The organism is Sphingomonas caeni, from assembly GCF_026013415.1.
GTDB classification, from domain to species: Bacteria; Pseudomonadota; Alphaproteobacteria; order Sphingomonadales; family Sphingomonadaceae; genus Sphingomonas; species Sphingomonas caeni.
In genome coordinates this window covers 138,051-152,013 of sequence record NZ_JAPDOK010000005.1, presented here as the reverse complement: position 1 = coordinate 152,013, position 13,963 = coordinate 138,051, and the positions used below count along the sequence as shown (strand labels likewise).

Below are 13,963 nucleotides of genomic sequence, written 5' to 3'. Positions count from 1 at the left end.
CCCGATGGCGCGTTCGACACGATCGATGGATTGGGGCTTTCCCCGCTGGCGGAGCTACGGCTCGGCGCGCGAGGCGCAGCAGGTGCGGCTGTGCGACCGCCATGGCTGCGAGGAGCCCGGCGACCGGCCCGCGCCCAAATCGCCCAACAGCCCCGAGCGCTGGTATTTCTGCGAGGCGCATGCCGGCGAATACAACCGCAACTGGAATTACTTCGAAGGCCTGACCGCCGAGGAAGCGGCGAAGCGCGAGGCCGATGAGCGGCGCGGCGCCGACGGCTATGCCGAGGCCTCGCATTATGGCTGGGCGGGCCCCGGCGACGGCAGCCGCTCGCGCGACGAGATGCGCGCGCTCGAAATGCTCGAGCTCGAGGCCGATGCGGACTTCGAGGCGGTTCGGCTCGCCTGGCGGCGGCTGGCAAAGTCGCACCATCCCGATCTCAAGCCCGGCGATGCCGAGGCGGCGAAGCGCTTCCAGGCGATTCAGGCGGCCTATGACGTGCTCAAGGCTGCCGAGGAGCGCCGCACCTGGAAAGGCGAATAGGGCGCCGTCGCCCGCTTGACTTGGGGCGGCCGCACCGGGACATTCGAGCGATGAAGGCGTTTCCCAATCCCGTGCTCGCGGCCGCGCTTGTGGGGGCCGCGATGCTGTGCGGCAGCCCCGCGGCGGCGCAGAGCGGGACGGTGGACACGCTCCTCGCGCGCGCCGACGAGGTCTATGACCAGCACGGCTATGTGAAACAGGGCTGGGAGCGGCAGAGCCTGCTCAAGCAGGGCGGCGAAGAAAGCTTCACCATCACGCTGACCGGCGGGCACGAATATAGCCTGATCGGCGTGTGCGACCGCGATTGCGAGAATCTCGACCTCTATGTGACCGACGAGAAGGGCGTGGAGGTGACCAAGGATGTCGAGGACGACGATTATCCGGTGGTCTATATCAAGCGCGGGGGGACGCTGACGCTCAGGGTCCGCGCGGTGATGACCAAGTGCAGCGACGCGCCGTGCGAATATGGGATCAAGGCGTACCGGATGTGAGGTTTGCGACACCGGTCCCATCGGCGTGAGCCGATCACACTAGGCGTAACGCCCCGCGGTCTCGCGGATCAGCGCGATCATGTTGGGGATGCCCTGGGTGCGGTTCGAGCTGAGCTGGTTCGAGAGATCGAACGGGGCGAGCGCGGCGGGGATATCGGTCGCGAGGATTTCCGCAGGGCTGCGGTCCTGCACCGTCAGCAGCACCAGGGCGATAATCCCCTTGGTGATCGCCGCATTCGAATCGGCGAGGAAATGGAGCGTGCCGTCCTCGCGGCGCGTGGGATAGACCCAGACCGCCGCCGAGCATCCGCGCACCAGGGTCGCGTCGGTCTTGAGCGGATCGGGCATCGGTTCGAGCCCGCGGCCCAGATCGATCAGCAGCCGGTAGCGGTCGTCCGCTTCGAGGAATTCATATTCGTCCTGGAGATCGGCGAGGCTCGTCATCCGGGCGGCTATAGCGCGCCGGCCCTGCTCGCATAGCCCCTCCCATTCGCGGGAGGGGCGTCAGTCAAGTCAGAGATCGACGCCCGCCGCGATCGCTTCGAGCTTGCGGATACGCTCCTTGAGGTCGGCCATCTCGATCCGCGAGGCGGCCGATCCGGTGCCGGAGACCGGGGCCGGGGCGTTGGCGCCCAGGCGGTCGCCGAGTTCCTCATGCTTGAGCTGCAGCCAGCCGCGCCAGCCCGAAAGCCCGGCGGCGGTGACCATGCCGAGGCCGGCGAGGCCCGAAACGGCGACGGTCATGTAGAGATTCATGTCGTTGGTCACATCGCCCTCCAATCAGACGCTGTTCTTGTCGCGCAGCTTTTCGATCTCCCGATCGAGCCGCCGCGAGCTGGTTTCGTCATCGGTGATCACCCGCTCGAGCACCTGGATCCGGTCCTTGAGCGAACCGATCTCGTGGCGCAGCCGGTCATTCTCGGCCTTGGTGGGGCCGTCGGCCGAAACAACGGTTTCATTGCCCCATTGATCCTTGCGGACGCCGTAGCGGGCCTTGGCCACGCTGGCGATGCTTCCGACAATGACGATCCCGAGGACCATCTCGAATACACCGATAGCCATTTCTTTTCTCCCTGTTCCGCCTGCGCTTATTCGGCGGGCTGGATCATGCGCGCCTGGCGCTCGGCGCGGCGGCGGGGGCGGTCCCGGTGCTCGGCGGCCCAAATCAGCAGCCCGCACATCACCGCGAGAACTCCGAATACGATGATCATGATACTTCCTTTCAGTTCACCGGCTCGTCGCGGAGCCGTTCGATTTGGTCGGACAGATCGACACCCTTGTCGGTGATGATCCGTTCAAGGACGCGCACCCGTTGCTCGAGGCGTTCGGTCTGCGCGGCATATTGGGCGGCCTTTTCGGCGACCATGTTGGCGTCCAGCTCCATCTTGCGCTCCTGAAGGCGGAGCCAGGGGCGGAAGATCTGGTTCGCGAAGACCGCGAGCAGGGCAACGGAGATGCCGAGAGCGGGGATCCAGAGAACGTTCATTTCAGTCTCTCCTCAGTTCCGCTTGCCGCGCAGCTGCTCGATCTCGCGATCGAGGCTGTGGGAGCTATCTGTGACGATGCGCTCGACATTCGCCAGCCGGTCCTTGATCGAACCGAGTTCGGCGCGGAGCTGGGCGTTTTCCTGGCTGAGCAGCGTGATCCGCGCCATCGCCTCATCGTCCTTCTTGGGATAGAGCGCCTGGCCCCATTGCCCGTCGAGCGGATAGCCGTTCTTGATGCGCAGCCAGGTGGTGAACACCCATCCGCCGACCGCGACGGAGACGATCACCGCGATCAGCGGGAAGATCGACTGGATGAAGATGAGCTTGTTTTCCATGTGCTTCGTTCCTTCAGCGCAGTGCGTCGATTTCGCGGGCAGTGCGCTCCGCGGGATCGGTGGCGATGCGTTCCATCACCGCGATCCGCTCTTCCAGCCGGTCGATCTTGCCGTTCAGCCGGTCATTCTCGGCGGCGAGCAGCTCGAACTTGCGTTCGGCGTTCGGATCGCCCTTGGCCGACATGCCCGACCATTCATTCTCGATCGGATATCCGTGCTTGGCCCGGATCCAGCTGCTCATCACCCAACCGAAGGTCGAGATGGCGATGATCGCGACCACAAAACCTGGTCCACCCCATTCCATTGTTCTTCTCCCTCTCGCTTTGGCTCAGCGCAGGCTGTCGATTTCGCGGGCGGTGCGTTCGGCGGGATCGGTGGCGATCCGTTCGAGCACTGCGATCCGCTCCTCGAGCCGCGAGATCTGGCCGGTCAGGCGGTCATTCTCGTTCGAAAGCAGGTCGATCTTGCGCTGGGCATCCGGGCCGGCGGTGCCGGGGAGCGGATTGCCCCGCTTGTCGGTCGGCGCGTAGCCGTGCTTCATCCGGAGCCAGTTGTTGACGATCCAGCCGCCGCTCGTGAGCGCGATGATGGCGAGCACGAAGACCATAGTGTCGATGTGCATGTCTTCCTCCCTGTTTCAGCCGCTGCTGTGTTCAGCGCAGGCTGTCGATTTCGTCGGCGAGCCGGGTGTTGCGGCTCGTATAATAGGTTTCGATGTCCCCCAGGCGGCGATCGATGTCGCGGAACTTGGAGCGGACCTCGGCGGTCGAGCGCTTCGGATTGGTGCGCACGCCCTGCCAGAACTTCTGGTCCTCGCTGCTCTCGTAGAGGTCCCGCGGCTTGTTCGGCGCCATCCAGGCGATCAGGATATAGGCGACGAGGTTGAACGGGAACATCGCGAAGGTCATCAGGACGAAGCCGAGGCGGAGCCAGAGGACTTCGATGCCGGTGTAATCGGCAAGCCCCGAGCAGACCCCGAGCCATTTGGCGTTCTGCTTGTCGAGATAGAATTTGGTGCGGCTGGCGGACATCTCAATTCCTCCCGGAAAAGTCGTACTGATCCGGCTCGGCGTTACGCGCGGGGCGGAAATCGGGGTTGTCGGCGGCGATGATGCGTTCGACGGTCTGCAGGCGCTCCTCGAGCTGGCGGGCGAGATAGTGGAGTTCGTCCAGCAATTTCTCGTCCTCGCCGGTGATCGTGCCGGCCTGCTTCCACTTGGTGATGTAGTGCATGATCACCCAGGGGAGCCCGATGAAGAGCATCCCGACGATGACGATGGGGAGAAAGACGTCATCCATGGGATCAGCCCTTCTTCGCGATGCGCTTCTTCAGCGCGACCAGCTCGGCTTCGACCTTGTCCGACGAGCGGAGCGCGGCGATCTCTTCCTCGAGCGTCGGCGGGGCTTCACCCATGCCGGCGGCGTCGGCGCGGCCTTCGGCCAGATCGACGCGGCGTTCCATCACGTCGAAGCGCGAGAAGGCGTCCTGCATCTTCGAGCCGTTGTACATCTCGCGGACACGGGTGCGGTTGTTCGCGCTCTCGAGCCGGGTCACCAGCGAGTTCTGGCGGACGCGCGCCTCGCGCAGCTTGGTCTGGAGCTTCTGGATATCGGCTTCCGAACCCTGCAGCGCCTCGTCGAGCACCGCAATCTCCTGGCCGAGCTGGTCGCACATGTCGGCGGCCTTCTGCTTCTCGGTGAGGGCGGCCTTGGCCAGGTCCTCGCGATCCTTGGAGAGCGCCAGCTCGGCCTTTTCGGTCCAGCTCTCCTGGAGCTTTTCGAGCCGGCTGATGTGGCGGCGCATTTCCTTCTGGTCGGCGATGGTGCGCGCCGCGCTGGCGCGGACTTCGACCAGGGTTTCCTCCATCTCGAGGATGATCATGCGGATCATCTTCGCCGGGTCCTCGGCCTTGTCGAGCAGATCGGTGACGTTGGCGGCGATGATGTCGCGGGTTCGCGAGAAGATGCCCATCTGATGTTACTCCTTCGGATACTCGGTGATACTGGGGTCTGGGTACCGGCGGGAGGGTCTAGGGGGTGACCCTCCCGCCGGAGGGGCCGCTCGCCGGGGCGGGCGAGCGGGTAGGTGGGTTAGGCGGCGACCGCGGTGACCGCGGGACCGACGACGCTCGCCAGGAACAGCGAGCTGAAGAGGACGGCACCGGCAAGCGAGACGGCGACGTTGCGGAAATTGTTGCTCTGGTAAGTCATGATCGTAATCCCTGAACCTGGTGTTTCGTGAGGCCCGTCATCGGGCTTGCCGACATCTCTGCAGCATGCGTGCCAATTGCCGAAAGTGGCGGATTTCTGCGGTTTTTGCCGTTCATTTGGCGTTCAGGCGGCAATTGTAACTTGCCAAGAGTTGGGAAAATACGCCAAAGGTTTGGTCCATGGAGCGAACCACGCAAGTCATCGGCCAAAGCTCGGCCTTTCTGGACGCGCTGGAGCGCGCCAGCCGCGCCGCCGCGCTCGATCGCCCGGTGCTGGTGATCGGCGAGCGCGGGACGGGCAAGGAATTGGTCGCCGAGCGTCTCCACCGCCTGTCGCCGCGCTGGGATCAGCCGCTGGTGGTGATGAACTGCGCGGCCTTGCCCGAGACGCTGATCGAGGCGGAATTGTTCGGGCATGAGGCGGGGGCCTTTACCGGCGCGACCAAGGCGCGGGTGGGCCGCTTCGAAGAGGCGCATAACGGCACGCTGTTCCTCGACGAGCTCGGCACGCTGTCGATGGGCGCGCAGGAAAGGCTGTTGCGCGCGGTCGAATATGGCGAGGTGGCGCGGATCGGCTCGTCGCGGCCGATCCGGGTCGATGTGCGCATCGTCGCGGCGACCAACGAGCATTTGCCCGACCGGGTGGAGAGGGGCAATTTCCGCGCCGACCTGCTCGACCGGCTGAGCTTCGAGGTGGTGACCTTGCCGCCGCTCAGGCACCGGGGCGGCGATGTGATGGTGCTCGCCGAATTCTATGGACGGCGCATGGCGTCGGAGATCGGCTGGACGGACTGGCCGGGCTGGGGGCCGCACGCGCTCGACATTCTCGAGAATTACGACTGGCCGGGCAATGTCCGCGAGCTGCGCAACGTCGTCGAGCGCGCGGTATACCGCTGGGAAGCTGAGGGGCCGATCGATTCGATCGAACTCGATCCGTTCCAGTCGCCCTATCGTCCGCGGACGGCAGCGCCCGCGTCAGCCCCGGTGGCGGTGACGGACGAGGTTCCGGCGAACGATGTCGCGGCGCCGGCGATGGGCTTCGACGAGGCGCGGGACTTCAAGACGCGGGTGGCGCGGTTCGAGCGCGACCTGCTCTCGCGCGCGCTGGCGGAGCACCGGTTCAACCAGCGCGCGACGGCGGAGGGGCTGGGGCTGACCTATGACCAGCTGCGGCATGCGCTGAAGCGGCATGAGCTGCTGGGGGCGGGGGGGTAATTCGTTTTCCTCCCTCGCTGCGAAGACAGCGGGGGAGGGGGACCGCGCCCGAAGGCGTGGTGGAGGGGGCTCACCCGCTCGAATCGATCACATCGACGATGTGACGGACCACGCTTTCGAGATTGCCCATGACCTCCCGCGCCGGAATTCGCAGCGTGCGAACGCTTTGCTCCACTAACCAGGCATCGCGTTTCGCATCTCGTGCGGGGCGATCTCCATATCCGTGGGCCTCACCATCCACTTCAATGCAGAGCTTTGCTTTGGCGCAATAGAAATCGAGGCGGTGGGGGCCGGCCGCATGCTGGCGGCGGAAATAATGACCGCCCGGCTCCTTGCGCAGTTCCAGCCACAACCGGACTTCCGCAGGGCTCATCTTCTGCCGGGATCTGCGCGCGCCGCGCTTGGCGCCTGACCAGCCTCTCAATTCCACCGGTGAGCCCCCTCCGTCACGCTGCGCGTGCCACCTCCCCCGCAGGTGCCCTGCGGGGGAGGAAGAGAGTGAAGATCAATGCGCGTTGGTCATCGCGACCAGCATCGGGATCGACAGCATCGTGTTGATCCGCGAGGCATACATCGCGACCTTGGCCGCCTTGGCCTTGGCCGCGTCGTCCGCCGCGACGATGCCGAGCGCCTTTTTCTGGTTGGGCCAGATCACCACCCAGACATTGGTCGCCATGATCAGCGCGAGCCACATGCCGACGCCGATCAGCCGGTGCGTTTCCTCGAGCAGCAGGCCCGAATGGAGCTCACCGTAGAGATAGGCGAGGATCGCGCCCGTGATCACGGTGAACACCGCGGCCCAGCGGAAGAAGAAGAGCGCCTTGGGGGCAATATATTTGGTGACGCCCGGCTTCAGCTCGGCGGGGACGCTCGGCATGGTCGGGATCTGCACGAAGTTGAAATAGTAGAGCAGGCCGATCCAGGTGATGCCGAAGAAGACGTGCAGCCACTGGAAAATGCCGCTCACCTGCTCGGCGCCCTGCGGAAAGCCCGAGAAGATGAGGCCGAGCGCGAGCACGACCCCGATCAGCAGCACCAGATGCAGATTGCCCAAAATCTTGTCCATGGATCGATCCCCTGTGGTTCGTGCGGCTGCTTGCCCCGCCGCTATCGGTTCCCTCTCTATGCCGTCAGTTTTCGTTTGTCACATGCAACGATTGCTGGGGGCGGCGGCTCGTTTCGGAGGTATAAGGGAGGGACCGCAACTCGGCCCCGCACGTTGAGCGGGCAACCCGAACACGGAGTGGTATCATGGCTTTCGAACTTCCGGCACTTCCCTATGCTCCCGACGCGCTGGCGCCGCACATGTCGGCCGAGACGCTGGAGTTCCATCACGGCAAGCATCACAAGGCCTATGTCGACAAGACCAACGGGCTGATCGCGGGCACCGACCTGGAAGGGCGCAAGCTGACCGAGGTGATCCGGGCGGCCAAGGCCAAGGGCGACAAGGGGCTGTTCAACAACAGCGCGCAGATCTGGAACCACAGCTTCTTCTGGCAATGCCTGTCGCCGGAGAAACAGACCCCCTCGGGCAAGCTCGCCGAGATGATCGCGTCGAGCTTCGGCACGCCCGAGACGCTGGTGAAGAAGCTGGTCGAGGAATCGACCAATCATTTCGCGAGCGGCTGGGGCTGGCTGGTGCTCGACGGCGACAAGCTCGGCGTCGGCTCGCTCCACGACGCCGACACGCCGGTGGCGCATGAGGGGATGGTGCCGCTGCTCACGCTCGATGTGTGGGAGCATGCCTATTATATCGACTATCGGAATGCCCGGCCGAAATATCTCGAGGCGGTGACGGCGAACCTGATCAACTGGGATTTCGTGGCGCGGAATCTGGATGGGCAGGGGATCAGCCGGGCGGATCAGGGGTGATCTAAATTCCCTCTCCCATTGGGAGAGGGAGGGAGCGCCGAAGGCGCGGAAGGGTGAGGACGATCCGTCACCCTCATCCTTCCCACCGCTTCGCGGCGGGCCCCTTCCTTCTCCCAAAGGGAGAAGGAGTTGGGACCATTCATCCGCCGTTCAAACGCCGGGCGGGATCGTCGCTTCATCTGCGGAGGAGACGTCCATGCGCGGTTACCTGTTTCTCGCCCCCTTGCTGCTGATCGCGAGCCCTGCTTCGGCGCAGTTCTGGGGTGGCCCTTCGGGTTCGGCGAGCATTTCGGGCGGGATGCCGCGGGGAATGCAGCCGGCGACCTGGACGCCGCCGAACCGCGAGACCGACCGGATCCGGCATGACATCCGCGACGGGCGCGAAAGCGGGCAGCTCAGCCGGCGCGAGGCGCGGCAGCTGCGGCGCGAATCCTGGCAGATCGACCGGCTGGAATCGCGCTATGGCCATGGTGGACTGAGCGATTCCGAGGCGGCGGAACTCGCGACACGGCGGCAGCTGCTGCGCGAGGATGTGTTCCGCAAGCGCAGCGGGTCCTGACCTCAGCCCTCGGGCGGGACCGGCGCGTCCTCGGGGCCTTCCAGCTGGAGCCCGTGCTTGAGCAGCATCGGGATGTTGCACGCCGCGAAGACGAGCGTCATCGGGATCACACCCCAGGTCTTGAAGGTCACCCAGCTGTCCCATGCGAGAAAATGGCGCGCGACCTCGTTGAGCACCGCCATCGCCGCGAAAAAGCCGGTCCAGTTGATCGTCAGCAGCCGCCAGCCCTTCTCCGAAAGCCCCGGATAGGCAGCCTCGAGCAGCATCTGGAGCAGCGGCTTGCGGGTGACGAGGCCGTAGCCGAGGATCACCGCGAACATCGCATAGACGATGGTCGGCTTGATCTGGATGAAGGTCTCGTCGCGGAAATAGAGGGTGAGGCTGCCGAACACGAGCACCACCGCGCCGGCGATCCACAGCATGGGCGAGACGTGGCGCGTCTTCCACCACGACACCGCCATCGCCACGAACATCGCGACCATGAAAGCGGCGGTGGCGGCAAGGATGCGCACGATCTGCGGCCCCGGCGCGAAGCTGTTCACCAGGAAGAACAGGATCAGCGGACCGTAATCGATGCCGATCCGGAGCAGGGGCGAGGGGGCGGGGGACGGGTTACTGGCCATGTGTCAGCTCTTCCACGCCCGCGATGATCCGCGCAACCTCGTTCGCGTCGAACGGGCGGAGATCATCGACTTTCTCGCCCACGCCGATCGCGTGGATCGGCAGGCCGTATTTCTCCGCCGCCGCGACGAGGACGCCGCCGCGCGCGGTGCCGTCGAGCTTGGTCATGACGAGGCCGGTGACGCCCGCCACTTCCTTGAACACCTCGATCTGGTTGAGCGCGTTCTGGCCGGTGGTGGCGTCGAGGACGAGCACCACGTCGTGCGGCGCTGCCGGATTGAGGCGGCCGAGCACGCGGCGGATCTTGGCGAGCTCGTCCATCAGCTCGCGCTTGTTCTGGAGGCGGCCGGCGGTGTCGACGATCAACACGTCGATGCCCTTCTCGGTCGCCTGCTTGACGGCTTCGTAGACGATCCCCGCCGCGTCGCCGCCCTCCGGGCCGGTGACGATCGGCACGCCGATCCGCTCGGCCCAGGTGCGCAGCTGGCCGATCGCGGCGGCGCGGAACGTGTCCCCGGCCGCCAGGATCACGCCATAGTCCTGCTCGAGGAACAGGTTGGCGAGCTTGGCGATGGTGGTGGTCTTGCCGCTGCCGTTGACGCCGATGACGAGAATCACCTGAGGGCGGGGGAAGGCATCGACCTGCAGCCGCTTGGCGACCGGGGCGAGCGTCTTGGCGATCTCGTCTGCGACGACGAGGCGAATGCCGAGCTCCTCCATCCCGCGTTCGAACTGGCCCTCGGCGAGGCGGGTGCGGATCTTGGCCGCGGTGCCGGGGCCGAGGTCCGAGGCGATCAGCGCCTCCTCGATCTCGTCGAGCTGCGCCTCGTCGAGGCGGCCGAGGCCGAGGCCCGCGAGGTTGCCGAGGAGCCGGTCCGAGGTGCGCTTGAACCCGCCGAGCAGGCGATCGTGCCAGCTGGTGCTCATGCGGGGGTTCCGAGGAGTTTGCCGTTTTCGATGCCGGTCACTTTAACACTCACGATCTTCCCAATCCCCGTTCGGGCCGAGCTTGTCGAAGCCCTGTCCTTTTCTTCGAAAGAAGAACAGCCCTTCGACAAGCTCAGGGCGAACGGGGGAGGGGTTAGCCTTGCTTCTGCGAAGTTGGGCGTGTGGCCGCGATCGCCGGGGCGTTCGATCAAGACCTGTTGCTCGGTGCCGACCAGGCTTGTGAGCCAAGTATCGCGGCGTTCGCTGGCAGCCTCGCGCAGCCGTGCGGCCCGGGCCTTGACCACTTCGGGCTCGACCTGCGGCATCTTCGCTGCCGGGGTGCCCGCGCGGGGCGAATAGGGGAAGATATGGGTGTGGACGAGGCCGCAATCGGCGATCAGCGCGAGCGTGTTGGCGAACATCGCCTCGGTTTCGGTGGGGAATCCGGCGATCAGGTCTGCACCGATCGCGATGCCGGGGCGCGCGGCCTTGAGGCGTTCGGCGAGGGCGACCGATTCGGCGCGGCTGTGGCGGCGCTTCATCCGCTTGAGGATCATGTCGTCGCCCGCCTGGAGCGAGAGATGGACGTGCGGCATCACCCGCGGCTCCTGCGTGAGCAGCGCGAACAGCCGGTCGTCGATCTCGATCCCGTCGAGCGAGGAGAGGCGGAGGCGCCGGAGCCGGGGCACGTGGCGCAGGACGCGCTCGACCAGCGTGCCGAGATCGGGGCGGCCGGGGAGGTCATGGCCGTAGCTGGTGAGGTCGACCCCGGTCAGCACCACTTCGGCATGGCTTTCGGCGAGCGTCGCGATCCGCTCGATCACCGCGCCCGCGGGCACCGAGCGGCTGTTCCCCCGGCCATAGGGGATCGCGCAGAAGGTGCAGCGATGGTCGCAGCCATTCTGCACCTCGACGAAGGCGCGGGCATGGGTCGAGAAGCTGGCGGCGAGATGCGGCGCGGTTTCGCGCACGGCCATGATGTCCTGGACGAGCACCGGGTCGGGCGCGGCCCAGGCAGCGGCGGCGAGCTTCTCGGCATTGCCGATCACGCGGTCGACCTCGGGCATCGCCGCGAATCCCGCCGGATCGATCTGCGCCGCGCAGCCCGTGACGATCAGCTCCGCTTCCGGCCGGTCGCGGCGTGCTCGGCGGATCGCCTTGCGGGTCGCCTTGACGGCTTCGTTGGTGACGGCACAACTATTCACCACGACCGTGTCACGCCCCGTCAGAAGCGTACGGATCGTTTCACTCTCGGCGAGGTTCAACCTGCACCCGAGGCTGACGATGTGAGGCGAGGAGGATGCCATTGGCCGGTGATCTAGGTGCGGACGCTGTCGATGTCCACGCGAAGGCCAAGGAAGTGCTCGGCTTCTGGTTCGATCTGCTGATGCCCGAGCAATGGTTTCGGGGATCGGCCTCGACCGATGAGGAGATCAGGGCGCTGTTCGGCCCCTTGCGCGACGCGGTGCTGGAAAGCGGCGCGGAGGGCTGGCGCGACGATCCCGAGACGCTGCTGGCGGCGGTGATCCTGCTCGACCAGTTCAGCCGTAACATCCATCGCGGGACGGCGGAGGCGTTCGCGGCGGACCCGCTGGCACAGGCGCTGACCTGCGAGGCGCTGGAGAAGGGATGGGACCTGGGCGTTCCGAAGGAGCGGCGGCAATTTCTCTATATGCCGCTGATGCACGCGGAGAATCCCGAGTTGCAGGCGCTGTGCCTGAGCAGCTTCGAAGCGCTGGGCGACGCGAGCAACTTCGAAGCGCTGGGCGACGCGAGCAACCTCGACTATGCCCGCGACCATGCCGAGGTGATCGACCGCTTCGGGCGGTTCCCGACGCGCAACGCGGCGCTGGGGCGGGACTCGACCGAAGCCGAGAAGGACTATCTCAACCAGCCAGGCGTTGGTTGGTAGCGGCCTCGGGGAGTTCGCCGGCCACCGGCTCGACGATCTCGACCGTCAGCGGTCCGCTGGCCTGCGGCTGCTGCAACAGCCGCCGTTCCGCCAGCATGCGGCGCACGCCGGTCACCGAGAGCGGCTTGCCGTAATACCAGCCCTGCGATTTGGCGATGCCGAGCGCGCGCAGGCGCTCCTCGATTGCGGCGTCCTCGACGCCCTCGGCGGTGACGGGCAGGTTGAGGCTCTCGCCCAGTCCCGCAATCGCCTTCACGATCGCGGCGCTATCGGCATTCTCGTTGAGCGACATGACGAAGCTCTTGTCGATCTTGATCCGGTCGAACGGAAGCGCACGCAGATGGGCCAGCGACGAATAGCCGGTGCCGAAATCGTCGAGCGCAAGGCGCGCGCCCTGGTTCTTGAGGCTGCCGACGATCGATTGCGCCAGCGCGAGATTGTCGAACAGCGAGCTTTCGGTGATCTCGATCTCGAGCCGGTTCGCGGGGAAGCCGGTTTCGGTGAGTACCTTGATGATCTTCTGCGCCAGCCAGGCGTCGCGCAGCTGCCAGGGCGAGATGTTGATCGACAGGCTCAGCGACGGGTCCCAATCGCGCGCGGCGATGAAGGACTGGCGCATGATCGACAGCGAAAGGTCCGCGATCATGCCGGTTTCCTCGGCGATCGGGATGAACAGGTCGGGGCTGATCAGCCCGCGCGTCGGATGCTCCCAGCGCGCCAGCACCTCGAAGCCGTGGAGGCGGCCGGTCTGCAGATCGACCTGCTGTTCGAAATAGGGAACGATCTCCTGCCGCGGGATCGCCATGCGCAGCCCGGACTCGAGCTCGTTGCGGACCTGAAGCTCGCGCTCCATCGACTGGTCGAACCAGGCATAGCGGTTCCGGCCCGATTTCTTCGCCTGGTACATGGCGATATCGGCCGAGCGCATCAGCGCGTCGATGCTCGCGCAATCGAAGTCCGAGCGCGCGATGCCGAGCGAGCACGAGATGTGGAGGTGCAGCCCCTCGGCCTCGAACGGCTGCGCCATGCGCGCGACGAGGCGTTCCGCAATGCGCTCGACCGTGTCGGGCTGTTGCGGGTCGAACAGGAAGCCGCACGAGAATTCGTCGCCGCCCAGCCGCGCCTGGAGCGCGATCGGCGGCATCGCCTGCGCGATCTCGACCGCGACCGCGCGGAGCAGCGCATCGCCCACGGCGTGGCCGTGCATGTCGTTGATCGTCTTGAAATGATCGAGATCGAGCATGATCAGCGCCATCGCCTTGCGGCGGCGATGCGCGCGGACGAACATGGCGGCACCCTCTTCCGCCAGGCTGCGGCGATTGAGGAAGCCGGTGAGCGGATCGCGCGACGCAAGCTGCTGCGCGCGTTCCTCGGCTGCGGTGCGGATGCGCACCTCCTGGCTGAGCGCACTGTGGCGGCGCCAGCCGAACAGGATCAGCGCGACGTTGAGTAGCAGCGCGATGACGAGCGTGCGGTCCGCGGGCGCGCCGCCCTCGAAATAATGCTGGAGCGTCGTCGAGAGCACCGAGCTGCCGGTGCCGACGAACATCAGGATCGCGGCGACGCTGATCGCGCCGGTCACGATATCCTGCTTGCCCTTGGCGGGCTGCGTGCTGACGTCTTCCTCGAGATCCAGCGCCATGCCGGAACGTCCCCCGATGCTTCGATAACGGGAGGGAAATCGCATGCCGAGGGTGTAGATCGCGTTAAACGCCTCCGGGATTTTACGGTAACCGGCGGGTTAACCCTGATCCCCCGCCCGGCGCCGCGCTCCTCCTCGAAAATGTCAGGTT

General features: G+C 65.9%; 23 protein-coding genes. 6 read left to right on the top strand and 17 right to left on the bottom strand.

Features of this window, described 5'->3' with window-relative positions:
- Positions 1–4: 4 nt before the first annotated feature.
- Both OF829_RS13955 and OF829_RS13950 read left to right on the top strand, forming a co-directional pair.
- A complete protein-coding gene (locus tag OF829_RS13955; RefSeq protein WP_264940694.1) occupies positions 5–541 on the top strand; it encodes a J domain-containing protein in 537 nt (178 codons plus the stop codon).
- A 50-nt stretch (positions 542–591) separates the two neighbouring features.
- Positions 592–1,032, top strand: coding sequence for a hypothetical protein (locus OF829_RS13950; protein ID WP_264940693.1), 441 nt, complete (start codon positions 592–594; stop codon positions 1,030–1,032).
- 39 nt (positions 1,033–1,071) lie between these two features.
- Here the strand turns inward: OF829_RS13950 and OF829_RS13945 are convergent, their stop codons facing one another.
- The 11 genes from OF829_RS13945 to pspA form a co-directional block, all read right to left on the bottom strand.
- Positions 1,072–1,476 (bottom strand): SufE family protein, encoded by a 405-nt coding sequence (locus OF829_RS13945; protein WP_264940691.1) that lies wholly within the window; start codon positions 1,474–1,476, stop codon positions 1,072–1,074.
- A 69-nt stretch (positions 1,477–1,545) separates the two neighbouring features.
- The gene (locus OF829_RS13940) at positions 1,546–1,788 is read right to left on the bottom strand and encodes a hypothetical protein (RefSeq protein WP_264940877.1); all 243 of its coding nucleotides are present in this window, start codon (positions 1,786–1,788) and stop codon (positions 1,546–1,548) included.
- A gap of 24 nt (positions 1,789–1,812) precedes the next feature.
- A complete protein-coding gene (locus OF829_RS13935; RefSeq protein WP_319951557.1) occupies positions 1,813–2,094 on the bottom strand; it encodes a hypothetical protein in 282 nt (93 codons plus the stop codon).
- A gap of 26 nt (positions 2,095–2,120) precedes the next feature.
- Entirely contained in the window at positions 2,121–2,243 is a 123-nt protein-coding gene (locus OF829_RS13930) for a hypothetical protein (protein ID WP_264940689.1), read from the bottom strand.
- An 11-nt stretch (positions 2,244–2,254) separates the two neighbouring features.
- Complete coding sequence (locus OF829_RS13925) at positions 2,255–2,518, bottom strand: hypothetical protein (protein WP_264940688.1); 264 nt, start codon at positions 2,516–2,518, stop codon at positions 2,255–2,257.
- Between the two features lie 12 nt (positions 2,519–2,530).
- Positions 2,531–2,854 (bottom strand): hypothetical protein, encoded by a 324-nt coding sequence (locus OF829_RS13920; RefSeq protein ID WP_264940687.1) that lies wholly within the window; start codon positions 2,852–2,854, stop codon positions 2,531–2,533.
- A 13-nt stretch (positions 2,855–2,867) separates the two neighbouring features.
- On the bottom strand, positions 2,868–3,158 hold the full coding sequence (locus OF829_RS13915) for a hypothetical protein (protein WP_264940686.1): 291 nt from the start codon (positions 3,156–3,158) through the stop codon (positions 2,868–2,870).
- Positions 3,159–3,182: 24 nt separating this feature from the next.
- Positions 3,183–3,476 carry a hypothetical protein gene (locus OF829_RS13910; protein ID WP_264940684.1) on the bottom strand — a complete coding sequence of 98 codons (294 nt, stop codon included), beginning with the start codon at positions 3,474–3,476 and terminating at the stop codon, positions 3,183–3,185.
- Between the two features lie 31 nt (positions 3,477–3,507).
- Positions 3,508–3,885, bottom strand: a complete 378-nt coding sequence (gene pspC, locus OF829_RS13905; protein WP_264940683.1) for an envelope stress response membrane protein PspC — start codon at positions 3,883–3,885, stop codon at positions 3,508–3,510.
- A gap of 1 nt (position 3,886) precedes the next feature.
- Positions 3,887–4,153, bottom strand: a complete 267-nt coding sequence (gene pspB, locus OF829_RS13900) for an envelope stress response membrane protein PspB (protein WP_264940682.1) — start codon at positions 4,151–4,153, stop codon at positions 3,887–3,889.
- Between the two features lie 4 nt (positions 4,154–4,157).
- On the bottom strand, positions 4,158–4,826 hold the full coding sequence (pspA, locus tag OF829_RS13895) for a phage shock protein PspA (protein ID WP_264940681.1): 669 nt from the start codon (positions 4,824–4,826) through the stop codon (positions 4,158–4,160).
- A 418-nt stretch (positions 4,827–5,244) separates the two neighbouring features.
- On the opposite strand from pspA, the gene pspF reads away from it, so the two are divergent.
- The gene (pspF, locus tag OF829_RS13890; protein ID WP_264940680.1) at positions 5,245–6,279 is read left to right on the top strand and encodes a phage shock protein operon transcriptional activator; all 1,035 of its coding nucleotides are present in this window, start codon (positions 5,245–5,247) and stop codon (positions 6,277–6,279) included.
- Positions 6,280–6,349: 70 nt separating this feature from the next.
- Here pspF and OF829_RS13885 read toward each other — a convergent pair whose 3' ends face one another.
- Both OF829_RS13885 and OF829_RS13880 read right to left on the bottom strand, forming a co-directional pair.
- Complete coding sequence (locus OF829_RS13885) at positions 6,350–6,631, bottom strand: endonuclease domain-containing protein (RefSeq protein WP_406701433.1); 282 nt, start codon at positions 6,629–6,631, stop codon at positions 6,350–6,352.
- Positions 6,632–6,784: 153 nt separating this feature from the next.
- Positions 6,785–7,345, bottom strand: a complete 561-nt coding sequence (locus OF829_RS13880) for a urate hydroxylase PuuD (RefSeq protein ID WP_264940678.1) — start codon at positions 7,343–7,345, stop codon at positions 6,785–6,787.
- Positions 7,346–7,530: 185 nt separating this feature from the next.
- Between OF829_RS13880 and OF829_RS13875 the strand changes: the two genes are divergently transcribed.
- Both OF829_RS13875 and OF829_RS13870 read left to right on the top strand, forming a co-directional pair.
- Entirely contained in the window at positions 7,531–8,151 is a 621-nt protein-coding gene (locus OF829_RS13875; protein WP_264940677.1) for a superoxide dismutase, read from the top strand.
- A 196-nt stretch (positions 8,152–8,347) separates the two neighbouring features.
- The gene (locus OF829_RS13870) at positions 8,348–8,710 is read left to right on the top strand and encodes a hypothetical protein (RefSeq protein ID WP_264940676.1); all 363 of its coding nucleotides are present in this window, start codon (positions 8,348–8,350) and stop codon (positions 8,708–8,710) included.
- 2 nt (positions 8,711–8,712) lie between these two features.
- Here OF829_RS13870 and OF829_RS13865 read toward each other — a convergent pair whose 3' ends face one another.
- From OF829_RS13865 to mtaB, 3 genes are read right to left on the bottom strand one after another with little or no spacing between them, the layout of a single operon-like run.
- Entirely contained in the window at positions 8,713–9,333 is a 621-nt protein-coding gene (locus OF829_RS13865) for a septation protein A (protein WP_264940675.1), read from the bottom strand.
- Entirely contained in the window at positions 9,323–10,258 is a 936-nt protein-coding gene (ftsY, locus tag OF829_RS13860; RefSeq protein WP_264940674.1) for a signal recognition particle-docking protein FtsY, read from the bottom strand. The genes OF829_RS13865 and ftsY overlap by 11 nt, the downstream gene beginning before the upstream one ends.
- Positions 10,255–11,565 (bottom strand): tRNA (N(6)-L-threonylcarbamoyladenosine(37)-C(2))-methylthiotransferase MtaB, encoded by a 1,311-nt coding sequence (gene mtaB / locus OF829_RS13855; protein WP_264940673.1) that lies wholly within the window; start codon positions 11,563–11,565, stop codon positions 10,255–10,257. Before mtaB ends, ftsY begins: the two co-directional genes overlap by 4 nt.
- Between mtaB and OF829_RS13850 the strand changes: the two genes are divergently transcribed.
- Positions 11,565–12,170, top strand: a complete 606-nt coding sequence (locus OF829_RS13850) for a DUF924 family protein (protein WP_264940672.1) — start codon at positions 11,565–11,567, stop codon at positions 12,168–12,170. The two genes, mtaB and OF829_RS13850, sit on opposite strands and share 1 nt — an antisense overlap.
- On the opposite strand, the gene OF829_RS13845 is transcribed toward OF829_RS13850, so the two are convergent.
- Positions 12,145–13,812, bottom strand: coding sequence for a putative bifunctional diguanylate cyclase/phosphodiesterase (locus OF829_RS13845; protein ID WP_264940671.1), 1,668 nt, complete (start codon positions 13,810–13,812; stop codon positions 12,145–12,147). The genes OF829_RS13850 and OF829_RS13845 overlap by 26 nt on opposite strands.
- Positions 13,813–13,963: the final 151 nt, after the last annotated feature.